This window comes from Nocardiopsis lucentensis DSM 44048, from assembly GCF_000341125.1.
GTDB lineage: Bacteria > Actinomycetota > Actinomycetes > Streptosporangiales > Streptosporangiaceae > Nocardiopsis > Nocardiopsis lucentensis.
Genome location: NZ_ANBC01000782.1, coordinates 1 through 21,805 on the forward strand (window position 1 = coordinate 1; position 21,805 = coordinate 21,805).

General features: G+C 72.2%; 24 protein-coding genes. 8 read left to right on the forward strand and 16 right to left on the reverse strand.

Annotated features, from left to right (window positions below):
- Positions 1–24 precede the first annotated feature (24 nt).
- Complete coding sequence (locus tag D471_RS36485; RefSeq protein WP_275041355.1) at positions 25–1,092, reverse strand: amino acid permease; 1,068 nt, start codon at positions 1,090–1,092, stop codon at positions 25–27.
- The gene (locus D471_RS42400; RefSeq protein WP_275041354.1) at positions 977–1,510 is read right to left on the reverse strand and encodes a permease; all 534 of its coding nucleotides are present in this window, start codon (positions 1,508–1,510) and stop codon (positions 977–979) included. The genes D471_RS36485 and D471_RS42400 overlap by 116 nt, the downstream gene beginning before the upstream one ends.
- 353 nt (positions 1,511–1,863) lie before the next feature.
- Between D471_RS42400 and D471_RS0127255 the strand changes: the two genes are divergently transcribed.
- The 6 genes from D471_RS0127255 to D471_RS0127280 all read left to right on the forward strand — a co-directional run bounded on the left by D471_RS0127255 (position 1,864) and on the right by D471_RS0127280 (position 7,670).
- Positions 1,864–3,237: a glutamine synthetase family protein gene (locus tag D471_RS0127255; RefSeq protein ID WP_017601548.1), complete on the forward strand. Its 1,374-nt coding sequence runs from the start codon at positions 1,864–1,866 to the stop codon at positions 3,235–3,237.
- A 49-nt stretch (positions 3,238–3,286) separates the two neighbouring features.
- Entirely contained in the window at positions 3,287–4,663 is a 1,377-nt protein-coding gene (locus D471_RS0127260; protein ID WP_017601549.1) for an aldehyde dehydrogenase family protein, read from the forward strand.
- A 75-nt stretch (positions 4,664–4,738) separates the two neighbouring features.
- Positions 4,739–5,503: a 3-oxoacyl-ACP reductase gene (locus tag D471_RS0127265; RefSeq protein WP_017601550.1), complete on the forward strand. Its 765-nt coding sequence runs from the start codon at positions 4,739–4,741 to the stop codon at positions 5,501–5,503.
- A gap of 37 nt (positions 5,504–5,540) precedes the next feature.
- Complete coding sequence (locus D471_RS0127270) at positions 5,541–6,248, forward strand: gamma-glutamyl-gamma-aminobutyrate hydrolase family protein (RefSeq protein ID WP_017601551.1); 708 nt, start codon at positions 5,541–5,543, stop codon at positions 6,246–6,248.
- Positions 6,249–6,409: 161 nt separating this feature from the next.
- Positions 6,410–6,847 (forward strand): PPOX class F420-dependent oxidoreductase, encoded by a 438-nt coding sequence (locus tag D471_RS0127275; protein WP_017601552.1) that lies wholly within the window; start codon positions 6,410–6,412, stop codon positions 6,845–6,847.
- 49 nt (positions 6,848–6,896) lie between these two features.
- Positions 6,897–7,670, forward strand: coding sequence for a DUF4184 family protein (locus tag D471_RS0127280; protein ID WP_017601553.1), 774 nt, complete (start codon positions 6,897–6,899; stop codon positions 7,668–7,670).
- Positions 7,671–7,894: 224 nt separating this feature from the next.
- On the opposite strand, the gene D471_RS36490 is transcribed toward D471_RS0127280, so the two are convergent.
- The 6 genes from D471_RS36490 to D471_RS0127315 form a co-directional block, all read right to left on the reverse strand.
- A complete protein-coding gene (locus tag D471_RS36490; RefSeq protein ID WP_017601554.1) occupies positions 7,895–8,491 on the reverse strand; it encodes a TetR family transcriptional regulator in 597 nt (198 codons plus the stop codon).
- Positions 8,492–8,824: 333 nt separating this feature from the next.
- Positions 8,825–9,424 carry a DUF6461 domain-containing protein gene (locus D471_RS0127290; protein ID WP_017601555.1) on the reverse strand — a complete coding sequence of 200 codons (600 nt, stop codon included), beginning with the start codon at positions 9,422–9,424 and terminating at the stop codon, positions 8,825–8,827.
- A gap of 95 nt (positions 9,425–9,519) precedes the next feature.
- Positions 9,520–10,125 carry a TetR/AcrR family transcriptional regulator gene (locus tag D471_RS0127300; protein ID WP_026128128.1) on the reverse strand — a complete coding sequence of 202 codons (606 nt, stop codon included), beginning with the start codon at positions 10,123–10,125 and terminating at the stop codon, positions 9,520–9,522.
- Complete coding sequence (locus tag D471_RS0127305) at positions 10,122–11,216, reverse strand: saccharopine dehydrogenase family protein (RefSeq protein ID WP_017601557.1); 1,095 nt, start codon at positions 11,214–11,216, stop codon at positions 10,122–10,124. Before D471_RS0127305 ends, D471_RS0127300 begins: the two co-directional genes overlap by 4 nt.
- A gap of 81 nt (positions 11,217–11,297) precedes the next feature.
- Positions 11,298–11,900 carry a DUF6461 domain-containing protein gene (locus tag D471_RS0127310; protein WP_017601558.1) on the reverse strand — a complete coding sequence of 201 codons (603 nt, stop codon included), beginning with the start codon at positions 11,898–11,900 and terminating at the stop codon, positions 11,298–11,300.
- Between the two features lie 76 nt (positions 11,901–11,976).
- Entirely contained in the window at positions 11,977–13,656 is a 1,680-nt protein-coding gene (locus D471_RS0127315) for an AMP-binding protein (protein WP_017601559.1), read from the reverse strand.
- A gap of 107 nt (positions 13,657–13,763) precedes the next feature.
- On the opposite strand from D471_RS0127315, the gene D471_RS0127320 reads away from it, so the two are divergent.
- On the forward strand, positions 13,764–14,642 hold the full coding sequence (locus D471_RS0127320) for a helix-turn-helix transcriptional regulator (RefSeq protein ID WP_017601560.1): 879 nt from the start codon (positions 13,764–13,766) through the stop codon (positions 14,640–14,642).
- A gap of 25 nt (positions 14,643–14,667) precedes the next feature.
- On the opposite strand, the gene D471_RS0127325 is transcribed toward D471_RS0127320, so the two are convergent.
- From D471_RS0127325 to D471_RS37905, 3 genes are all read right to left on the reverse strand, one after another.
- The gene (locus tag D471_RS0127325) at positions 14,668–14,967 is read right to left on the reverse strand and encodes a hypothetical protein (RefSeq protein ID WP_017601561.1); all 300 of its coding nucleotides are present in this window, start codon (positions 14,965–14,967) and stop codon (positions 14,668–14,670) included.
- Positions 14,968–15,260: 293 nt separating this feature from the next.
- Complete coding sequence (locus tag D471_RS0127330) at positions 15,261–16,475, reverse strand: GTP-binding protein (protein WP_026128130.1); 1,215 nt, start codon at positions 16,473–16,475, stop codon at positions 15,261–15,263.
- A gap of 120 nt (positions 16,476–16,595) precedes the next feature.
- Positions 16,596–17,240, reverse strand: coding sequence for an NADPH-dependent F420 reductase (locus tag D471_RS37905; protein WP_206538978.1), 645 nt, complete (start codon positions 17,238–17,240; stop codon positions 16,596–16,598).
- Between D471_RS37905 and D471_RS41410 the strand changes: the two genes are divergently transcribed.
- Positions 17,176–17,550: a MarR family winged helix-turn-helix transcriptional regulator gene (locus D471_RS41410; protein ID WP_017601564.1), complete on the forward strand. Its 375-nt coding sequence runs from the start codon at positions 17,176–17,178 to the stop codon at positions 17,548–17,550. The two genes, D471_RS37905 and D471_RS41410, sit on opposite strands and share 65 nt — an antisense overlap.
- On the opposite strand, the gene D471_RS0127345 is transcribed toward D471_RS41410, so the two are convergent.
- From D471_RS0127345 to idi, 5 genes are all read right to left on the reverse strand, one after another.
- The gene (locus D471_RS0127345) at positions 17,505–17,894 is read right to left on the reverse strand and encodes a Fur family transcriptional regulator (protein ID WP_017601565.1); all 390 of its coding nucleotides are present in this window, start codon (positions 17,892–17,894) and stop codon (positions 17,505–17,507) included. The genes D471_RS41410 and D471_RS0127345 overlap by 46 nt on opposite strands.
- A 209-nt stretch (positions 17,895–18,103) precedes the next feature.
- On the reverse strand, positions 18,104–18,403 hold the full coding sequence (locus D471_RS0127350) for a DUF1540 domain-containing protein (RefSeq protein ID WP_017601566.1): 300 nt from the start codon (positions 18,401–18,403) through the stop codon (positions 18,104–18,106).
- A 210-nt stretch (positions 18,404–18,613) separates the two neighbouring features.
- A complete protein-coding gene (locus tag D471_RS0127355; RefSeq protein WP_017601567.1) occupies positions 18,614–20,152 on the reverse strand; it encodes an alanine/glycine:cation symporter family protein in 1,539 nt (512 codons plus the stop codon).
- 533 nt (positions 20,153–20,685) lie between these two features.
- Positions 20,686–21,225, reverse strand: coding sequence for a class IV adenylate cyclase (locus D471_RS0127360; protein WP_017601568.1), 540 nt, complete (start codon positions 21,223–21,225; stop codon positions 20,686–20,688).
- 13 nt (positions 21,226–21,238) lie between these two features.
- A complete protein-coding gene (idi, locus tag D471_RS0127365) occupies positions 21,239–21,769 on the reverse strand; it encodes an isopentenyl-diphosphate Delta-isomerase (RefSeq protein ID WP_083924348.1) in 531 nt (176 codons plus the stop codon).
- Positions 21,770–21,805: the final 36 nt, after the last annotated feature.

Consider the following 21,805-nt stretch of genomic DNA (forward strand, 5'->3'; position numbering starts at 1 on the left):
ACGCTCCCCCGCGGGCCGACCCGTCTACTTCAGTTCCGACTCGGCCTCCTCGATCAGCGCGAACTCCTCCTCCGGCGCGTTGGCCACCAGGCGGTGCCTCGAGTAGAACCAGAAGTAGGCGAGGAAGGCGAGCAGGATGGCGGCGGTGATGGCCGCCCCCGTCATGTCGACGAAGAACGTCGCCACCACCGCGCACACGGCCAGGACCAGGGCGATCCCGGTGGTCACGACGCCGCCCGGGGTGCGGTAGGGACGCGGCAGGTCCGGCTCGCGGCGGCGCAGGACGATGTGCGAGACCATCATGAGCACGTAGGACACGGCCGCGCCGAACACCGCGATGTTGATGAGCAGGTCTCCGTTGGCCACGGTGGCGGCGAGCAGGAACCCGATCGTTCCGGGGACGATGAGCGCCGCGTAGGGGGTGTGGCGCTTGCCGGTGACCGACAGGAACCGGGGCAGGTAACCGGCTCGGGACAGCGCGAACAGCTGGCGGGAGTAGGCGAAGATGATCGAGAAGAACGACGCGACCAGCCCGGCCAGGCCGACGTAGTTGACGAAGTCGGCCAGGACGGTGTCACCTCCGTAGGCCTCCCGCAGCGCCTCGGGCAGCGGGTTGCCGGACCCGGCGAGCACGGCCGCCCCGGCGCCGCCGGGAGCCAGCACCAGCATGAGCGCGGCGGTCACCAGGAGCACGGACATCGCGGCGATGATGCCGCGGGGCATGTCCCGCTTGGGTTCGCGGGCCTCCTCCGCGGCGAGCGGGACGCCCTCGACCGCCAGGAAGAACCAGATACCGAAGACGAACGCGCCGAGGATGCCCGCGTACCCGTAGGGCAGGAAGGTGCTGGCGCCGGCCGCGTCCGTCGGCGCGATGTCGAACAGGTTGGCCACCTCGAACCGGGGGATCATGCCCACCGCGAAGACCACGAGCGCGACCACGGCGACCCCGGTGATGACGAACATCAGCCGCAGCGCCTCACCCACACCCCATACGTGCACCCCGACGAACAGCAGGTAGCAGGCCAGGTAGACCGGCCAGGCGTTGGTGATGCCGAACAGCCCGAGCGCCTCGACGTAGCCGCCGATGAACACCGCGATCGCGGCGGGGGGGATGGGGTACTCCATGNATGAGGATGGCCGTGCCGGTGGCGAACCCGCCGAGCGGGCCCAGGGCGCGCCGGGCGAAGCCGTAGCCCGCGCCGGCGGTGGGCAGTGCGGAGGCGAGTTCGGCCAGGCCGAACACCATGCACAGATACATCGTGCCCATGAGCAGGGTGGCGATGAGCAGTCCGCCCCAGCCGCCCTCGGCCAGGCCGAAGTTCCATCCGGCGAAGTCTCCGGAGATGACGTAGGCGACGCCCAGTCCGGCGAGCAGAACCCACCCGGCCGCGCCCTTCCTGAGCTGCCGCTTACGGAGATAGTCGTCGCTGGCGCGGGAGTAGTCGGCTCCCTGCAGATGGACGCGGCCGTCGGCCGGTCCTTGGGAGTTCGTGCGGTCGGCGTCTGCCATGGCGCTTCCTCTGATCGGTCGACCAGCCCCACCGGTCGCCCCCTGACCAGACCCGGGGACAAAGGTCTATGGTCGGTCCTTTTTATGACTGGTGATCATGCGCCTCAGCGTTTGGGCCTGTCAAGGGGTGTACGCGAATCCGGGAACAATCGGACCAACGATGGAACGCTCTCCGTTTCCGCCAGGTCACAGCCTGGTTTCCAGACCCGCATCCATTGACACCGCCCCGTACCCCTGGTTCTATTCAATTCATTGGTCTGCTCCTGAACCAAAGAGCCGTTCGGGGTGACCGTCCATCGCCATCCCGGGCGGCGTCCCGAGCATCGGACCGCGACGCGAGCAAGGAGACACCCGTGCCACAGATCCCCCCGGTCGCCTCCGACCCTCCGCTGACCCTCGACGACCTGCGGCGCGACGCCGCCTCCGGCGCCGTCGACACCGTCCTGGTGGCCTTCACCGACATGCAGGGCCGCCTCCAGGGCAAACGGCTCTCGGCGCGGTTCTTCCTGGAGGAGGTGGTCGGACACGGCACCGAGGGGTGCGGCTACCTCCTCGCCGTGGACGTGGACATGAACACCGTCGACGGGTACGCGATGTCCTCCTGGGACACCGGCTACGGCGACTTCGTCATGGTCCCCGACCTCACCACCCTGCGACGCACCCCCTGGGCCGAGGGCGCGGTCATGGTCCAGGCCGACCTGACCTGGCACGACGGATCCCCGGTGGTGGCCTCTCCCCGACAGATCCTGCGACGGCAGACCGAGCGGCTCGCCGAGCGCGGGTGGCGCGCGATGGTCGGGACGGAGCTGGAGTTCGTCGTCTACCGCGACAGCTACGAGCAGGCCTGGGACCGGGGCTACCGCGACCTGACCCCGGCCAATCGGTACAACGTCGACTACTCCGTGCTCGGCGGCGCCCGGGTCGAACCGCTGCTGCGCCGGATCCGGGGCGAACTGGGCGCGGCGGGCCTGTACGTCGAGTCGGCCAAGGGCGAGTGCAACCTGGGCCAGCACGAGATCGCCTTCCGCTATGACGAGGCCGTGCGCACCAGCGACAACCACGCGGTGTACAAGAACGCGGCCAAGGAGATCGCCGCCCAGGAGGGTATGTCGATCACCTTCATGGCCAAACCCAACCAGCGCGAGGGCAACTCCTGTCACATCCACATCTCCCTGCGCGATGAGGACGGCGCCCCGGTCATGGCCGAGGGGGAGGACCTGTCGGCGAACGGGCGGCACTTCCTGGCCGGTCAGCTGGCGGCGCTGCGTGAGTTCACACTGCTGCTGGCCCCGAACATCAACTCCTACAAGCGGTACGTGCCGGGGAGTTTCGCTCCGACCGCGATCGCGTGGGGCCGCGACAACCGCACGTGCGCGCTACGGCTGGTCGGTCACGGGTCCTCCCTGCGGGTGGAGAACCGGGTGCCCGGCGGGGACGTGAACCCCTACCTGGCCAACGCGGCGCTCATCGCGGCCGGACTGTACGGGATCGACAAGGGGCTGGAACCGGGTGAGCCGATGGCGGGCAACGCCTACGCCTCCGACCTGCCCACCGTACCCGCCTCGATGCGCGACGCCCTGGCCGCGTGGGAGCACAGCGCGCTGGCCCGCGAGGTGTTCGGCGACGACGTGGTCGAGCACTACGCCAACTACGCCCGGGTGGAGCTGGCCGCCTTCGACGCGGCCGTCACCGACTGGGAGATGTACCGGGGCTTCGAGCGCCTGTGACGGAGCGCCCGAGCCACCGCCGCCACGCCTGACACCACGAAGGAGCACGATGCCCGACGAACCGACCTTCCAGCGGGTGGTCGACCCCGCCACCGAGGCGGTGATCGCCGAGGTCCCCCTGGCCGGTGAGAAGGAGGTCGACGCGGCCGTCGAGCGCGCCCGCGCCGCCGCCCCCGCCTGGCGGGCCATGGCCCCGGGCGACCGGGCCCGGCTACTGCGCGCCGTGGCCGCGAGGATCGACCAGCACCGCGAGGAACTGGCCCGAACCGAGGTGCGCAACGCCGGTCACCCCGTCGAGCAGGCGCGGTGGGAGGCGGGCAACGCGCGCGACGTGTTCGAGTACTTCGCCGCCGCGCCCGAGCGGGCGACCGGACGGCAGATCCCCGTGCCCGGCGGGTGGAGCGTGACCTTCGCCGAGCCGCTGGGCGTGGTCGGGGTGATCGTGCCGTGGAACTTCCCGATGCCAGTGCTGTCGTGGGGCGCGGCCCCCGCTCTGGCTGCCGGGAACACCGTGGTGGTCAAGCCCTCGGAGCTGACGCCGCTCACCGCGCTGCGGATCGCCGAGCTGGCGCTGGAGGCGGGGCTGCCCGAGGGCGTGTTCCAGGTCGTTCCCGGCACGGGGCCGGTCGCGGGTGAACGCCTGGTGCGGCACCCGGGCGTGGACAAGGTCGTGTTCACCGGGTCCACGGCCGTGGGGCGGCGGATCATGACCGCCGCCGCGGAGGACTTCACCCGGGTGACGCTGGAGCTGGGCGGCAAGAGCGCCAACGTCGTCTTCGCCGACGCCGACCTGGAGAGGGCGGCGGCCGGGGCGCCCGGCGGGGCGTTCGACAACGCGGGCCAGGACTGCTGCGCGCGCTCGCGGGTGCTGGTGCAGCGGTCGGTGTTCGACCGGTTCCTGGAACTGCTGGAACCCGCCGTCACCGGGATCGCCGTGGGCGACCCGTCCGACCCGGCGACGGCGATGGGGCCGCTGATCTCGGCGGCCCAACGGGACCGGGTCGCCTCCTACGTGCCCGAGGACGCGCCGGTGGCCTTCCGGGGCTCGGCTCCGGAAGGCCCCGGGTTCTGGTTCCCGCCCACGGTGCTCACCCCGACCGACCCGAACGCCCGCGTACTGCGCGAGGAGGTGTTCGGCCCGGTGATGTGCGTGGTGCCGTTCGAGGACGAGGCCGAGGCGGTCGCGCTGGCCAACGACACCGAGTACGGGCTGGCCGGGTCGGTGTGGACGCGCGACGTGGGACGGGCGCTGCGCGTGGCGCGCGGGGTGCGGGCCGGGAACCTGTCGGTGAACTCCCACTCGGCGGTGCGGTACTGGACGCCGTTCGGCGGGATGGGGCACTCCGGGATCGGCCGCGAGCTGGGGCCGGACGCGCTGGAGGCGTTCACCGAGACCAAGACCGTCTTCGTCTCCGACGACACCTGAGAACACCAGGTCCTCAGGACACCCGGCGCGCGACCGCGCCGGTATCAGGCAGGGACATCGACCCGAGGGGGGAACATGCAGCGGTTCGACGGGCGCGTGGCCGTGATCACGGGCGCGGGCAGCGGGATCGGCAGGGCCACCGCGCTGCGGCTGGCGGAGGAGGGCGCCCGGATCGTCGCCGTGGACGTCGACGAGGAGGGCGGCAAGCGGGTCGCCGAGGACACCGGGGGGCTGTTCGTCCGGACCGACGTGACCGACGAGGAACAGGTGCGCGAGGCGTTCGCGACCGCGCGCTCCGCCTACGGGAGCGTGGACGTGGCGTTCAACAACGCGGGGATCTCGCCGCCCGACGACGACTCGATCCTCACCACCGGGATGGACGCCTGGCGGCGGGTGCAGGAGGTCAACCTGACCTCGGTGTACCTGTGCTGCAAGTACGCCCTGCCGCACATGCGCGAGCGGGGGCGCGGGTCGATCGTGAACACGGCGTCGTTCGTGGCCACGATGGGCGCGGCCACCTCACAGATCTCCTACACCGCGAGCAAGGGCGGGGTGCTGGCGCTCAGCCGGGAGCTGGGCGTGCAGTTCGCACGGGAGGGCATCCGGGTCAACGCCCTGTCGCCCGGACCGGTGAACACGCCCCTGCTCCAGGAGCTGTTCGCCAAGGACCCCGAGCGCGCCCAGCGCCGCCTGGTGCACGTGCCACTGGGCCGGTTCGCCGAGGTGACCGAGATCGCCGCCGCCGTGGCCTTCCTGGCCAGCGACGACGCGTCGTTCATCACCGCGTCCAACTTCCTGGTGGACGGTGGGATCTCCGGGGCTTACGTCACTCCGCTGTAGGGCATGTAGTGGCCGACCGTACGAGGAAGGGGTGCCGATGCGGCCCGTGATCGGGATCTCCGCCTACGCCGAACAGGCCCGCTGGGGTGAGGCCTGGGACCTGCCCGCCGTCCTGCTGCCGCGGGCCTACGCCGACCAGGTCGCGGACGCCGGCGGCGTGCCGGTGCTGCTGCCGCCCCTGGCGGGGGTGGGCGGGGCCGTGGAGCGGCTCGACGGCCTGCTGCTGGCGGGCGGCGGCGACATCGACCCGGGGCGGTACGGGGCGCCGACCGACGCGCGCACCGCCGGGGTGCGGGGCGCGCGGGACACCGCCGAGATCGAGCTGCTGGAGGCGGCTCTGGCGCGTGGGCTCCCGGTGCTGGGGGTGTGCCGGGGCATGCAGCTGCTCAACGTGGTGCGCGGCGGCACGCTCAACCAGCACCTGCCCGACCTGGTCGGGCACCACGGTCACCGGGAGAGGGTCGGGGTGTTCGGCACCCACCCGGTGACCGTGGCCGAGTTCTCCCGCACGGCCGACGTGCTGGGGCGCACGGAGCTGGAGGTGCCCACCTACCACCACCAGTCCCTGGCGGAGCTGGGCGAGGACGTGACCGCCACGGCGTGGGCGGACGACGGGACGGTGGAGGCGATCGAGTACACCGACCGGTTCAACGTCCTGGGGGTGCAGTGGCACCCGGAGATGGGGAAGGATCCGTCGCTGTTCCAGTGGCTGGTGGAACGGGCGTCCGGCTCCGACCGCGGGTGAGTCGGCACGGGGGACACCCCCGTCGTACGGAGCGGCCGACGGCGGAGCGTCACGCGGCCGGAACCCGTCCGCCCCACCCGGGCGCGGCCTTGACCCTGACACCGGTGTGAGGGTCGATGATGGGGCGAGGAGCAGCACCCGCCCACGAAGGAGGAGCACCGATGCCCGATCCCGACGCCCCGTTCGAGCCGTGCGCCCTGCTCGCGGAGAGCCGACTCGGTGTCCTGGCCACGATCAAGTCCAACGGCCGCCCGCAACTGTCCCCCGTCATGCCCTTCTACGACCGGGAGACCGAGACGCTGTACGTGTCGATGACCGAGGGCCGGGCCAAGACGGCGAACCTGCGCCGGGACCCGTGGGCGGCGCTGGAGGTCACGGCCCCCGACGGGAGGGCGTGGGCCACCGCCGAGGGGGCGGTGACGCTCACCGGGCCGGGCACCGACCCCCATGGCCCCGAGGTGGGGGCTCTGGTGGACTACTACCGGCGCGCGGCCGGGGAGCACCCGGACTGGGAGGAGTACCGGTCGGTGATGGTCGCCGACCGCAGGGTACTGATGACGATGGCGGTCGAGCACGTGTACGGCGCCAGCATCCGCTGAACGCACCCGGGGCGTGCGGCGAAGACCCGGGTGCGCCAGGATCTCCCCCGTGCCCTTCACGATCAGCCACGCGGCGGCGGTCCTCCCGCTGGCCCGAACACGACTGCCCACGGCCGCGCTCGTCGTCGGCGCGGTCGTCCCCGACCTGCCGTACTACCTGCCGCTGCCGGTGTCCTCGGCGCACACCCACCAACCGTGGGGCCTGGGCGCGGACGTGCTCATGGGCGCGGTGGTCCTGGTGCTGTACCGGTACGCCCTCCGTGCGCCGTTGCTCGCGCTGGCGTCCCGGGCGGACGGCGGACCCGGTGAGCGGTCCGGGCCGCTCCCCCGGTCGGTCCCGCTGACCGTGGCGGCGCTGGCGGTCGGCGCCCTGACGCACATGGTGTGGGACTCCTTCACCCAGCTCGGCGGAGCCGTGGTCCGGGCGTGGCCGGTGTTGAGCACCCCGGTGGTCGGCCCGCACCTGCTGTTCAACGTGCTCATGTACGCCAGTTCGGCGGTCGGCCTAGCGGCGGTGGCCTGGTGGGCGGTGCGCCGCGTACGGGCCGGGGAACGCGGGGGCGCAGGGCTGGACCGGGGTGCGCGCGGTGCCGTGCTCGGCGGGATCGCCGTCTGCGCGACGGCCGGGGCGGTGGTCGCGGTGCTGACCGCCATGCCCGCGCCGAGCCCGTACGACGCGGTGCGCGACCTGCTGATCGGATCGGTCACCGGGGGATGCGCCGGGCTCGGCGGCTACACGGTCGGGTGGTGGGGGCTGCGCGCCGCCCGCGCCGTCGGCGGGTCGGGGACCACCGTGGATCACGGCGCGGACCATTCCCGGTGAGCCGCTCGATCCCGGCTGGCCCGTGGACGCGGGTGTCGCACCGCATGCCCGACGACCCGGTCTGTCCCCCGCGCCGGGCCCGTACGACCACGACGTGCGAACGGCAACGGGATACGCGCTCCGCGTGCTCCATCGGTCACGAGAGTCGTGGAGACGTGACGCGCCCCTCCCCGGCCAACCCGATGCGACCCCCGGCGGCGAACCCTGCCGGGGCGGCCGGAGCGTCACCGCAGAAGGCGGGCGAAGGCGGCGTCGACGGCCCCGGGCAGGCGGGTGGGGTCGTCCGCGGCCTCGTCCCGGCCCGCGTGGAAGCACGCGAGCGCGAGCTCCGCGGCGAGCACGGCGGTGGCGCGGTCGGCCCCCCGGTCGCACAGCATCCGGCCCATCGCCTCGACGTACCCGCGGTACTTGGTGAGGCTGCGGGCGAGGAGCTCGGGATGCCGGGACACCAGCCGCTCGTGGCGCAGGTAGACCTCGTGCTCCTCGACCAGTCGCGCCACCAGCGCGGCCACGACCAGGCGCAGATGGGCCAGCGCGACCTGCAGGGAGTCACCGACGGGCTCTTCGGGAGGCGGTACGAGCTCGCTCAGGCAGGCGGGATCGGGCTGCTGCTGGGCGCTGAAGATCACCTCCTGTTTGTCACCGAAGTACCGGAAGAACGTCGCCCGGCCGACCTCGGCCCTCTCGGCGATGTCGTTGACGGTGACCCGGTCGAAACCGCGCTCGGCGAACAGAGCGTGGGCGGCTTCGATGATCGCCTCGCGGGTGCGCCGTTGCTTGCGCTCGCGAAGTGACTCCGGGCGTGGGAGCGGTCGTTCCATGTCATCATCCTAGAACTGGAGACTCCGCACCATAAGATATCGAGTATCAGACGATGGGGCTCATCGTTCGGTGCGAAGACACCCCCTCACCCTCCATCACACTCCCCCGCGGGTGGCCGCGCAAGCTCGGCCGACCGTTCCCGGGGCGGTCGCGGCCAGGACGAGGGCGGTGAACATCGCGAACACTCCTGTCGGATCGTGGACGCCCACACGCGGTCGGCGACGCGGCGAGGAGTCCCTTGCTCCCGACGTGATGATCCCGCGCGGGTGTGACAGCACGGGAGGGATCCTCAGGGATTCTTCCACCGCTCGTGCCGACGCGGTCCGGGCGCCTCAGGGCTTCACGCTGCCGCAGGTGAAGGCGGTGTTCCCGAGGAGCTCCGGAGTGACGGCCACCCCCGTGACGTACTCGGCCAGGGCGCAGGCCGCCGGTACGGACAGATGCTCGGGTCCGCCGTCCCCGAGGTGGAAACCGACGCGGCGCATCGGTTCGAGGAGGGCGTCGGGTTCGCGGCCCCACCGGTCGTCGGGAAAGAGTGGGTCGAACGAGACCCGGGTGACACCGTCCTCCGTCCACAGGAAGCGGCCCACGCGGTTGATGTTGACGAAGTGCGCGACCCAGGTGGTCCCCGACGACCAGGAGGGCACCCCCTTCGTGTGCACACCGACGAACCCGTTGGCCTCGACCATCAGCGTCCACTCCCCGACCCCGGTCATGGCGAGCAGCTGACGGCCGTCCCGGTACCGGGGGCCGAAGGCGGCCTCGGTCACCTCCCCCGCCCCGGTCAGCGCGGATTCCGGGCGCGCGTCGAGGCGGCGCAGGAGCTCCGGGGGCGAGAGGCCGCGGACGAGGGTGAGGCAGTAGGCGTACGCGAGGCCTGCGGGCTCGTCCTCGAACCAGAGGTAGTCGGCAGCGGTGGCGGTGACGTCCATGCCCCGCATCATGACGGGGGCCGCCGACAGTCGGGCGGCGGAGACGGGGTCCGCCGCCCGGCGGGGGCGCGTCCCCGCCCGGCCGTGGCGGATCCCTACGTGGCGCCGCGGCCGGTGAGAAGGCCGAGGAGGGCGCCCCGCAGCACCGCGTCCGTTCCGGGGGTACGGTTTCCGGCGATGCCGGAGCGGAACAGGGAGGCCCCCTCCACCAGCATCACGAAGACCTCGGCGCGGGCTCGCGCCCCGGCCTCGTCCAGTTCCGGGACGTGGTGCCGGATGGTGTCGGCGACGTGTCCGGTGTAGTGGGTGTAGAAGGAGCGCACGGCCGCGGCGTCGTCGTCGTGCGCCGCCAGCGCCCACACCTCGGTGAACAGCCGCACCAGCGACGGGTCGTCGTGGTCGGCCAGCACACCGCTGACCACGGCGTCGGGGTCGGTTCCCTCATCGGACGGACCGGTGCGGTCCGTGATCCGGGCCAGCGAGGTGGCCAGGACCCGGTCGAGCAGAGCGGTCAGCAGGTCGGGGCGCGTGGGGAAGTAGTGCTGGAGGTGGCCGAGGCGGACGCCGGCCTCCTGGGCGACGGCGCGCAGGGTGAGTTGCGCTCCCCCGGAGGCGGACAGCAACCGTTCCGCCGCGTCCAGCATTTCGGCGCGCCGCCGGAGCCCCTTGGCGGTCGCCCCACCGGCTGGTGAGGCGCTCACGAGGCGGCCCTCTCGGCGGGCGCCCCGGCCCGTTCGACGTCGACCAGCACCCCCCGGTCGGCCAGCGCCCGCAGGGCCGCGGACGGATCCGGGTGCTGTTCGGGGAAGACCACGCCCTCGGGCGCGGGGACCCCGTCCGCGCCCAGCACACGGAGCAGTCCCAGGTATCCGCCGACGGCGGTGAGGTGGCTCTGCCCGGCGGGGTCGGTGACGGTGGCGGTCCGGGCCGCGCCGGCGTGGGACACGTCGATCCGGAGCCGGGCGGTGCCGCCCTCACCCGGGGAGTAGAGCACCGCCCGGCGGGTCGAGGCCCAGCGTTCACCGTCGGCCCAGCGGAAGAAACCCACACCGCGCAGGGCCAGGAGCATCCGGGTGGCGGCGGGTGAGCTGAAGCCGATCCGGGTGGCGGCGGTGGCGGTGCCCAGGGTGAGCGGGAACGTGTACTGCTCGGGTGTGTCCATGCGTGCCACACGCACCGGGTCGGCGCCGATCCGCACCGTTCGAGAACCGCTCAGCGGGGTGGTAAGCCGGCGTCGGCCGTCCTCCACGACCTCGAAATCGACGCCGAGCCGGTCCATGAAGTCCACCGAATCGGCACCCGCCCGGTCCGCCATGTCCCAGCGGACGGCCGTCTCGACCCGCTCAGCCCCGCCCAGCGCCCGGGCGAGCGCGGCGGCGACCAGGCTGGTGACCCCGCCCATCCAGGCGGAGGACAGCAGCACCGGCGCGGTCGGCCGGGCCAGCGCGGCCAGGGTGACGGCCCGTTGCAGGCGGGCCGTCCACCGCGTCACGTCGACCTGGGGTATCCCGGCGGACATGGCGGCGCGCAGCACCCGGTCGTCCGGGTCGTTGACCGCGCTCACCACCGCCCGGACTGAGGCCCGGAACGGGGCGGGGGAGGACAGGTCCCAGGCGCGTGCCTCGCCGCCCAGTTCCTCGGCCAACGCCCGGCCCCGCTCCGGGGTACGGCCGGTCAGTAGGACGGGCATGCCCCCCTCCGCGGTCAGGCGGGCGAGTTCGGTCCCCACCGTCCCGTATCCGCCGGTGATGAGCACGGGGCCTGTCGGATCGAGTGTCAGTTCGTCAGCCATGCGAATAAATATAGGTCATATGACCTAAAAATGCCACACGACACCCCCGGTGCCACTCGGCACCGGGGGTGGCCGGGCGGCTCAGACCTTCGCGCTTCCGCAGGTGAAAGCGGTCTCCCTAAGGAGTTCCGGGGTGATCGCCACCCCCGTCACGTGCTCGGCCAGGGCGAAGGCCGCCTCTCCCGGCAGGTACTCCTCGGGCTCGTCCTCACCGAAGTGGAAGCCGACAAGGTGCATCGCGTCGAGCACGGCGTCGGGGGTGGCGCCCCAGCGGCCGCCGGGGAAGAGCGGCTCGAACGACAGACGGGCGACGGTGTCCTCCGCCCAGAGGAAGGCGTCCGCTCCATTGATGTTGGCGAAGTGCGCGATCCAGGTGGTTCCCGCCGAGGCGGGCAGGGCCCGTTCCTCGGAGACCCCCAGGTAGCCGTTGGGTTCGACCACCAGCGTCCAGTCCCCGACGGAGGCCATGGCGAGCAGCTGCCGGTCGTCTCCTCTCTGGTGCTCGAAGGCGGCCTCGGTCACCGCCTCCGCTCCGGTCAACGACGGTTCCGGACGCCCGTCGAGGCGGCGCAGGACCTCCGCGGGCGCAAGGCCCCGCACGAGGCTCAGGCAGTAGGCCTCCGCGAGATCGGGGAAATCCTCTTCGAACCAGAGGTAGTCGGCCGCGGTGGAGGTGACGTTCATACCGCGCATTCTGGCGGAGGCCGCCGACGGGCGGGGGCGAGGGCGAGGCCCGCCGCCCGCCGGGGCCGGGTGCGGGTCACCTTCGGCCGTCGGCACGCCCCTCGCGCAGCAGGTAGCGCTGGATCTTGCCGCTGGGGGTCTTGGGCAGACTCTCGGTGAAGTGCACCGTCCTCGGGTAGGCGTGCGCGGCGAACCGGGTCTTGACCAGGTCGCGCAGCTCATCGGCCAGGGCCTCGTCACCGACCGCCCCGGGGCGTAGGACCACGTGGGCCTCCACGACCTCGCCGCGCAGTTCGTCGGGGGCGCCCACCACGGCGGCCTCGGCCACCAGTTCGTGCCGCAGCAGCGCGCTCTCGACGTCGAAGGGGCCGATGCGGTACCCGGCCATGATGATGACGTCGTCGTCGCGGGCGGCGAAGTAGAAGTGACCGTCCTCGTCACGGGAGCCGGAGTCGCCGGTGAGGTACCAGCGGCCGTCGGAGGAGAAGCGTTCGGCGGTCCGTTCGGGCGCGTCGGCGTAGTGCGTGAACCACATCAGCGGGCTCCCGTCCCCGCGCAGGGCCACGCGACCGGTGGTCCCCGGCGGGGCGGGTTCGTCGCGATCGTCCAGGAGGACCTCCGCCGACCAGCCCGGCATGGCCTCGCCCATCGACCCGGGGCGCACCGGGGCGCGCACGGCGTCGGCCCACCCGTTGACGATGACCATGCCGTGCTCGGTCTGGCCGTAGTGGTCGCGCACCGTGGTGCCCAGCGCGTCCTCGGCCCAGGACACGACCTCGGGGGTGAGCGGCTCCCCCGCGGAGGAGGCCGCGCGCAGGCGCACACCGTCGGGGACGGGGACGTCGGCCCCGCGCAGCGCGCGGTAGACGGTGGGGGCCGCGGCGAAGTTGGTCACGCCGAATCGCGCCATCACGTCCCAGGTCAGGGCGGGAGAGAATCCGGCGTGCAGGAGCAGGCCGCGCGTCCCGGCGGCCATCGGGGCGAGGATCGCGTAGTAGAGGCCGTACGCCCAGCCGGGGTCGGCGGCGTTCCAGAAGACGTCGTCGGGGCGCACGTCCAGGCCCAGTTCCAGGTAGGCCTGGAAGGAGGCCAGGGCCCGGATGGGCACCGGCACCCCCTTGGGCGTGCCGGTGGTGCCCGAGGTGAACAGGCGGACGAACTCCGCGTCGCCGCCGCGCGCCACGGGGGCCGCCTTCGGCTCATCGCCCCGGTAGGTGTCGAGCAGCCGGCCCAGGGACAGGTCGCCCTCGGCGGGGTCGCCGCCCGCGACGACCACGCGCCACGGCGGGTCGGCGGGGATGTCCTGGCCGGGGTCGAGCTTGGGCCGCTGGTCGTGGTCGACCACGATGACGCGGGCCGCGCTGGCCGCCATCCGCAGCGCGATGGCGGGTGGGGCGAAGGCGGTGAACAGCGGGACGTGGACCGCGCCGCGGCGCCAGATGCCCAGGAGCGCCACCAGGAGGTCGGCGGATTTGCCCATGAGCACGGCGACGGCGTCGCCGGGGCCGACGCCCATGTCGGCCAGAGCGGCGGCGAAGCGCGCCGACTCGCGCGACAGCCACCCGTAGGTGAGGTCGCGTGCGGACAGGTCGGGCTCGACCACCGTGAAGGCGACCGCGTCGGCGGGATGCGCGTCGCACAGGAGTTCGGCCACGCACGCGTCCGGTGCGTCGAAGCGGGCGAGGAGCCCCCGCACGCGTTCGGAAGCCGATGTGGTCGACGCGCCCTCCTGGGAAACCGTACCGGTGTGGGTCATGCCCCTCCCCCTTCGTCTGCGGGTCCGTCGAAACCGACGAGTGCGTTACGTCCCCGTATGCTCCATGTCACACGAACGGCTGGATACCCCCGAAAGGGTGTGGTTCGGTGATCGCGGACCGGGACGGCTCGATGCGGCCGGATGACGGGGACGCCTTCCGACTGGCGCTCAGGACGGCCCGGCGCGGGGCCGGGCTGCCCGTGGCCTTCAGCGGTAGGGCGGCCGAGGAGGGGATGCGTCTGACGCAGTTCATCGGCGTGCGCACGAACGGACTGCGTGGGCTCCGGGTGGCGGCGGCCTCGGGGTTGGGCGGTCGGGTGCTGCTGTCGCGGCGGCCGGACGCGGTGGACGACTACGGTTCGGCCGCCTCCATCACCCACGAGTACGACGGTCCGGTCCTGGCCGAGGGTCTGCGCTCGGTGGTCGCGGTGCCCGTGGTGGTGTCCGGGTCGGTGGCGGGTGTGCTCTACGGCGCCTCGCGCGGCGCCGCCCTCGGGGACCGGGCCACGGACGCGCTGGTCGGGGCCGCGCGGGAGTTGGGCCATGAACTCGCCGTGCGCGACGAGGTCGACCGGCGGCTGCGGTGGTGGCGGGCGGCCCGCAGCAACGAGGGCCGCCTGGGCGGCGGAGCAGCGGTCGAGGAGGTCAGGGATCTGCACGCGCGGCTGCGCGCCCTGGCGCGACGGGCCGGTGACGAGGAGATGCGCGACGAACTCATGGACGCCGCCCGGCGCCTGGCCGAGCTGGGCGCCGGTGGGGCCACGCGCCCGGACACCGACGCCCGGCGGGCGTCATCGCTGTCACCGAGGGAGGTCGACGTGTTGGCCCAGGTGGCGCTGGGGTGCAGCAACGCCGAGGCCGGGGCCCGCCTGTCGCTGCGGCCCGAGACGGTCAAGGCCTACCTGCGCTCGGCCATGCACAAACTCGGCGCGGGCACCCGCCACGAGGCGGTGGTGGCCGCCCGTGGGCGGGGCCTGCTGCCCTGACCACGCACGCGTGGGAGCGGACGGGTCAGTGGTCGTCCCAGTGGCCCTCGTGGAGCGCGTGGCGATGCCCTTCGTGGACGTAGTCGACGTGGTCCTGGTGCGGCACCGCCACATGCCCGCACCCCTCACCGTGCTCATGGATGTGGCCCTCATGGGTGATGTGCTCCGTGCCCGGCTCACACTCGCACACGTGATCGCCGTGCTGGCGGTGCAGGTGCCCTTCGTGGACGTAGTCGACGTGGTCCTGGTGCGGCACCGCCACATGCCCGCACCCCTCACCGTGCTCATGGATGTGGCCTTCGTGGACAAGGTGCTGTGTCGCCATGTTCCGCCCCCTCAGCGCACGGTCGGGGCGACGAGGTACACACCCCGAGAAACCTTTTTTTCACCGTATCAGGAACGCCTGAAAAATGCGATGAATAACATTCAACACAAATCCCCGCAAAAATGCGCTTTCCTTTTACTCGTCTCTCACCGGGCGAATATCCGTGCCACCGGTCGCCGTTTCCGCCCCGGCCCCAGAACCCCTCCGTCGGCCAGACGGCGCGACGTACGGTAGACGGTGGACGGGATCGGCGGACGAGCGCACGCAGGACGGCGGCGTCGTACCTGGCCATGTCAGTGCGTGTGCCCCGCGTGCGCCCCGCGCACGTCCCACTCGGGGAAGGGGTCGGGCAGATCCTCCCAGGAGGCGGCGAGTTCGGCGTCGGTGAGCAGGCACGCGCGCAGCGCCGCGGTCAGCTCGGCGTGCCGCAGCCCGGTTCCGATGAACACCAACTCCTGGCGCGGGGAGACGGTTTCGGCCGCGGTGTGGTCCTCGTGGGCGTGGCCGAGCAGCGGGGCGTCGGCGGGGTTCCACGTCCCGGAGGGTTCGAAGCGGGCGACCGGGCCGGCCTGCGACCACAGTCCCGTGATCCGGGCGCGCGTGGCGAGCCAGAAGAAGCCCTTGGAGCGCAGCACACGGCCGAACCCGCCCGAGTCCAGGCGCTCGGAGACCAGGCCCCACAGCCGACCGGGGTGGAAGGGCCGATCCGCGCGGAACACCGTGCTGGAGATGCCGTACTCCTCGGTCTCGGGCACGTGGTCACCGTTGAGCTCTGCCACCCAACCAGGGGCGCGCGAGGCGCGTTCCAGATCGAACAACCCGGCGCCGACCACTCCGGCGGGGTCGATCTCGCCGCGGACGGCACGGATGACCTGGGCCAAGGGGTTGAGCCGCCGGACGGCGGCCTCGACCCGGTCGGCCTGTTCGGCGGTGACCAGGTCGAGCTTGTTGACGACGATGACGTCGGCGAACTCGACCTGGTCGATGAGCAGGTCGCTGACGGTGCGCTCGTCGTCCTCGTAGGCGTCCAGACCTCGCGCGACCAGGTCGTCGCCGCGGCCGAGCTCGTCGAGGAAGCTCACCGCGTCGACGAGGGAGACCATCGTGTCGAGTTCGGCGCGTTCGAGCAGGGTGGTGCCGTCCTCACCGGTCACGGCGAAGGTGGCGGCCACGGGCATGGGTTCGGAGATGCCGCTGGACTCGATCAGCAGGTGGTCGAAGCGGCCCTCGTCGGCCAACCGGTCGACCTCCTCCAGCAGGTCGTCGCGCAGGGTGCAGCAGATACAGCCGTTGGTCATCTCCACGAGGCGCTCCTCGGTGCGCGACAGGGCGCTCCCGTCACGCACGAGGTCGGCGTCGATGTTGATCTCGCTCATGTCGTTGACGATGACCGCCACGCGCAGCCCTCGCCGGTTGTTCAGTACGTGGTTGAGCAGGGTCGTCTTGCCCGCCCCGAGAAACCCCGAGAGCACCGTCACCGGAAGTCGATCGGCCTTCGTCGTCGTCACGCCACCCGTCCCCTCGCCGTCACACCGTGGGCCCCGCCCCGCGTTCGGGGGTCGTCGGAACGGGACGCGACTCTTGTTGAGAATGATTATCATAATCATCCAACATGCCGCATCCCGCGGTCAGGCCACGGCGGTGACGGCTTCGCCCGCGCGGCGGACCAGGTCGACGCGGTGGCGGACGTCGGCTTCGGTGAACAGCCCGGCGAAGAGGACGCCGCCCGGGTCGAGCGGCGCGGACTCGGCGAGGGAGCCGAGGTCGACGGGCTGGAAACCGGTGTCCCCGATGAGGTCGGCGACCTCGGCCTTGGCCCGGGCGTCGTCCCCGGCGCAGGCCATGGCCACGGGCATCGGCGAGAAGGCGCGGGTCTCCAGCAGCTCCTCCACCACGTGGGAGAAGGCGCGCACGACGGCGACCCCGGGGAGTCGTTCGGCCGTGCGGGACCCGGCGGTGGCGCCCGGGCCGAGGGCGGAGGCGACGCGGCCCCCGGCGGACACGGTCATGGGGTTGGTGGCGTCGATGACGGCCCTGTCGGCCAACAGGTGCCCGACCTCCTCCACCAGGGCGTCGACCCCCTCGTGGGGAACGACGAGCATGACGACGTCGGCGCCGGAGACCGCCCCGTGCCAGTTCGCCGCCCGCGCCCGATCGCCGAGGGAGTCCACGAACTCCGCGAGTCGGCCGGGGGCGCGGGAGCCGAACGTGACGGTGTGCCCGGCCCGGACCCAGGGCGGCGCCCTGCGCGAGCTCGGCGAACCGCTCACCATGCGCGAACTGGCCGCGCGGATGTGCCGCGAGCCGCCCAACGCGAGCTACGTCGTGGATCGCATGGAAAAGAGCGGGTGGGTGGAACGCAGGCCGCACCCCACGGACCGCCGCGCCAAGCAGCTCGTCCTCACCCCCTCCGGAACCGAGCTGCGCGAGCGTCTCATGGCCCGGCTGGCACGGGGCGGTCCGCTCGCGCACCTGTCGGGAGAGGAACGCGCCGCCCTGGAGGAGGCGCTGCTCAGGGCGGTGTGCGAGGACCGACCTCAGGACACGCAGGAGGGGCAGACCCCGAAGAGCTCGAAGGAGTAGTCGACCGAGCCGAACCCGCTCGCGCGCACGACACGTTCGACGAGCGGTGCGAGTTCCCCGGGCTCGGGCACCTCCTCGACCTCGCCGCAGACCCGGCAGACCAGGTGGTGGTGGCGTGCGTCGCTGCCGCACAGGCGGTACAGGCGCTCACCCTCGGACGAGCGCACGGTGTCCAGGATCCCGTCGTCGGCCAAGCGGCGCAGCGTGCGGTAGACGGTGGACAGGCTCGGTGGACGGGAGGATCGGGACCGCGGCCCGGCGACGAGCGCGTGCACCTCCTGCGCGCTCCGGAAGCGGGGGTCGCGACCGAGCGCGCGCAGGACGGCGGCGTCGTACCTGGCCAAGGGAACCTCCGTCGCGCATCCGCACCGGGACGGCCCCGCCCCGCGCTCGGGGGCCGGCGAAGCGGAACGGGACCCTTGCGGGAATGATTATCATAGCCACACAGGGGGCGGTGCGCACACTCCTCGGCCCACGAGGGCGGGAGCGGGGCCGTGGCGGTGACGGCCCCCGGCCGCCCTCGCCCATCCGGCGGGACGACCGTTCACCACGTTCACGCAGGAGCGTAGGTGAGGCAGTCCACCTGGTTCGAGACGTACCCGACGGCGATGCCCGGGGCCTGGCACTCGAGTCGAACGTTGTGCTGGCAGTCGGACATCTTGCAGGCGCCGACGTGCCCGGTGGAGACGGGGTCGCCGCCCTGGGCCGGGATGTTGACGTAGGTGTCGCACTGGGCGTGCTCGGACTCGCCCACGGTGATGGCCAGGGCGTGGCAGTTGTGGTCGGTGTTGTACGCGCACGCGTCCGCGCTGCACGAGTTCACCACGGGCAGGTTCGTCAGGGGCAGGTTCATCGCGGTTCCTCCAGTGTGTCGATGTACACCAGAGCCTTCCAGCGACGACGTTGAGCAGCCAGGAGGACACTCCGTGTCATGAACATTCGTGTGGGGCGTGCCCCGAACGGTGCGCGGACACGGCCCGGGACGCGAGGACGCCCGCCCGGGGCAGGCCGGGCGGGCGTCTCTCACGGGGGCCGGGGGCCCGGGGGCCCGGGGGCCTCGGGGCTATCCGACGAGCTCCTTCTCCCGGTCGCCGGACTCGTCCTCGCCGCGCAGGTGGGCCAGGAAGCGGGCCAGCTCCCTCTTGACGACCGGCGCCAGCAGGTACAGGCCGATGATGTTGAACAGCGCCGCGGCGAACACCAGCGCGTCGGCCAGGCTCAGGACCGAGCCCAGGGTCAGGACCGAGCCGACCACCAGGAACGCGCAGTACACGACGAGGTAGACGCGCTGGCTGCGCTGACCGTTGCCGAACAGGTGCGTCCAACCCTTGAGGCCGTAGTAGCACCAGGTGATGACGGTGCTCAGCGCGAACAGCACGACCGCGATGGTGAGGACGTAGGGGAACCACGGCATCACGGTGGCGAAGGCGTCCGAGGTCAGGCTCACACCGCCGGGCAGCTCCGCGCCGTCGGCCGCGGCCTCGCGGGCGGCGAGCCAGGACTGCGGGGAGGCGATGACGATGGTCACCGCGGTCATGGTGCAGATGAGGACGGTGTCGATGAACGGGGCCAGCATGGCGACCAGGCCCGCGCTGGCGGGGTAGTCGGTCTTCACCGTGGACAGGGCGATCGGGGAGGAGCCGATCCCGGCCTCGTTGGAGAAGGCCGCCCGCTGGAAGCCGATGATCATCGCGCCGATGACACCGCCGGCGACACCGCTCGGGGCGAAGGCTCCGTCGATGATCTGGCCGAGCGCGCCGGGCAGCAGGGGGAGGTTGGCGCCGATGACGACCAGGCAGCCCACCACGTAGACGAGCGCCATGCTCGGCACGAGCTTGCTGGTGACCTTGGTGATGCTGCCGATCCCGCCGATGACCACGGCGCCGACGAGGACCGCGAGGACCACACCGAAGACGAACGACCCCAGGCCGCCGCCGAGCGGGCCGCCCTCACCGCCGGTGACCGTGCGCAGTTGCTCGAGCGTCTGGTTGGCCTGGAACATGTTGCCGCCCGCGACGGCGAAGATGAGGACGAACGCCGCGGTCAGACCGGCCAGAACCTTGCCGAGGGGGGCCAGCCCCCGCTCGGCGAGCCCCTTGGCGAGGTACTTCATGGGACCGCCGCTGACCTGGCCGTCGGGGCCGATCTCGCGGTACTTCACACCCAGCGTGCACTCGGCGAACTTGACCGCCATCATCAGCAGGCCCGCGAGGATCATCCAGAACGTGGCGCCGGGCCCGCCGATGGTGACCGCGATGGCCACACCGGCGATGTTGCCCAGACCCACGGTGCCGGAGACGGCGGCGGTGAGCGCCTGGAAGTGGGTCACCTCGCCGGGCGCGTGGTCACCGAGGCCGCGGCGGGCGATCCGGACGGCGGTCAGGGGCTTTCGGAACTGGAGGAAGCCGAGGTAGACGGTGAAGACCACGCCGGCGGCGATGAGCCAGGCGACGATCCAGGGGAACTCCGCCCCGAAGACGGGGACCTTGGCGAACACGACGTCGCTGAGCAGCGTCGCTATCGGGTCGAACACGGCGTCGACCGCGCCTTCGATGGTCTCGCCGATGCTCTGCTGTTGGGGTACGGCGTCAGCGCTGGTCATGGAGCGCACCTTTCGGCCTGGGAGGACCCGGAACGGCTCCGCGCGCCCGGTGGTCGGGCCGCACGGGACCCTTCGGCCGCCTCGTGGGCGGTCGGTTCCGGTCCTTCGAACGGGCTTGGTGAAGTCGGGCCCCGTGGGTGCTCGGGGTTTAGCACCCCTACAGGGACGCTTTAGCCGAACTTCACTTTCGGGATCCTAAGCCCGCAAGAGTGGCAAGCAACACAAAAGCGGCGAAGCTTTACTTTTGTCCCATGCGCCACATCAGTCCGCCACGGTGTGTCATCAGCGTTTACACGAGAGTGGCCCAGAACGCGCGAAGCCCGACGGCGCGGGGCTTCCCGCCTGCCGTCGGGCACTGGTGCGCGTCGCCATCCGGGGACACCGCGTCAACCAGGGGCGTTATTCATTCGTTATCTCACTCGGGGCGTCGACCGTCCGCTTCCGTGTCCACCCGAGGCCGCTCAGTCCGCGGTGGTCCGGACCGGGCCGGGAACTGCGCCACGTGTCTCCGAAGGGTCCCGCCGCTCCCGCGCTCAGGTGCTCTGGGCGGCACGGACGAGGATGTCGTAGGTGTCGGTCGTGTGCTCCAACTCCACACCGAGCCCGCGCGCCCACCCGTCCAACTCCGCCTGCACGGCGGGGCCGTCGCGGTCGTCGTCCACGACCACCTCCAGCTCCAGGAACGTGCCCAGGCCCTCCACCCGGTCGACGCAGACCAACATGTCGCGCAGCACGCCGGACCGGCGGTCCTTGACGATGCGCAGGCTGGGCGCGTACCCCATCCGCACGACCGCCGCGTGCATCTGTCCCCGGTCCGCGACGGCCGTCTCGTGCTCGGTGTACTCCATCGGGTTGGCCGTGGGCGTCTTCGTGGTGAAGACGTGCAGTCCGTCCTGGGTGCGCAGGCGGCAGAAGGTACGCCCGACCCGGGGCATCCCCGGCTCCCACCCCGCCGGGGCGTAGGCCTGGTCGTCCTGGAGCACCGGATCCCCCAGGGCGACCCCGGCCTCCCGGAGCGCGGCCAGGAGCGCCCCGGCGTCCGCCACCCGGTACTTGGTCTCGATCTCACGCATCGCGGTCCCGCCGCTACCAGCCCGCGCCGGAGGCGAGCCCGCGCAGGGCGGGGCGTACGGCGTCGAGCACGGTCGGGAACCACACCGAGAACGGGCGGTCACCCGTCATCCGCTCCAGTTCGGCGGGGTCAGCGAACACGGTCTCGGCGATCTCGTCGGGGTCGGGCCGGGGAGCGTCCCCGACCATCCCCACGAACAGGTGGTTGTACTCCTGCTCGACCAGCTCCGAGTCCGGGTCCCGGTGGTGGTAGCGCACCGTTCCGGCCTCCCGCATCAGGGCGGGCGCAACCCCCAGTTCCTCCCCGACCCGCCGCGCCGCGGCCGCGAACGGCGGGGGGCCCGGGTAGGGGTGGCCGCAGCAGGTGTTCGACCACACGCCGGGCGAGTGGTATTTGCCCAGGGCACGGCGCTGGAGCAGCATCCGCCCCCGTTCGTCGAGGAGGAAGACCGAGAAGGCCCGGTGCAGCCGTCCCGGGGCCTGGTGCGCGGACAGTTTCTCGGCCGTACCGATCGTGACTCCGGCCTCGTCGACCAGTTCGAGCATGATCGGCTGGTCGGAGCCGCTGTCGGGAGCGAGTCG

Bases quoted from the DNA above. Each gene is read 5' to 3' on its own strand.
- D471_RS36490 (WP_017601554.1), bottom strand. From the start codon at position 8,491: ATGGAACGACCGCTCCCACGCCCGGAGTCACTTCGCGAGCGCAAGCAA.
- D471_RS0127315 (WP_017601559.1), bottom strand. From the start codon at position 13,656: ATGACCCACACCGGTACGGTTTCCCAGGAGGGCGCGTCGACCACATCG.
- D471_RS37905 (WP_206538978.1), bottom strand. From the start codon at position 17,240: ATGGTGAGCGGTTCGCCGAGCTCGCGCAGGGCGCCGCCCTGGGTCCGG.
- D471_RS0127305 (WP_017601557.1), bottom strand. From the start codon at position 11,216: ATGGCTGACGAACTGACACTCGATCCGACAGGCCCCGTGCTCATCACC.
- D471_RS0127355 (WP_017601567.1), bottom strand. From the start codon at position 20,152: ATGACCAGCGCTGACGCCGTACCCCAACAGCAGAGCATCGGCGAGACC.
- D471_RS0127350 (WP_017601566.1), bottom strand. From the start codon at position 18,403: ATGAACCTGCCCCTGACGAACCTGCCCGTGGTGAACTCGTGCAGCGCG.
- D471_RS0127260 (WP_017601549.1), top strand. From the start codon at position 3,287: ATGCCCGACGAACCGACCTTCCAGCGGGTGGTCGACCCCGCCACCGAG.
- D471_RS0127290 (WP_017601555.1), bottom strand. From the start codon at position 9,424: ATGGACGTCACCGCCACCGCTGCCGACTACCTCTGGTTCGAGGACGAG.
- D471_RS0127325 (WP_017601561.1), bottom strand. From the start codon at position 14,967: ATGGCGACACAGCACCTTGTCCACGAAGGCCACATCCATGAGCACGGT.
- D471_RS0127275 (WP_017601552.1), top strand. From the start codon at position 6,410: ATGCCCGATCCCGACGCCCCGTTCGAGCCGTGCGCCCTGCTCGCGGAG.
- idi (WP_083924348.1), bottom strand. From the start codon at position 21,769: ATGCTCGAACTGGTCGACGAGGCCGGAGTCACGATCGGTACGGCCGAG.
- D471_RS0127310 (WP_017601558.1), bottom strand. From the start codon at position 11,900: ATGAACGTCACCTCCACCGCGGCCGACTACCTCTGGTTCGAAGAGGAT.
- D471_RS0127360 (WP_017601568.1), bottom strand. From the start codon at position 21,225: ATGCGTGAGATCGAGACCAAGTACCGGGTGGCGGACGCCGGGGCGCTC.
- D471_RS0127265 (WP_017601550.1), top strand. From the start codon at position 4,739: ATGCAGCGGTTCGACGGGCGCGTGGCCGTGATCACGGGCGCGGGCAGC.
- D471_RS0127270 (WP_017601551.1), top strand. From the start codon at position 5,541: ATGCGGCCCGTGATCGGGATCTCCGCCTACGCCGAACAGGCCCGCTGG.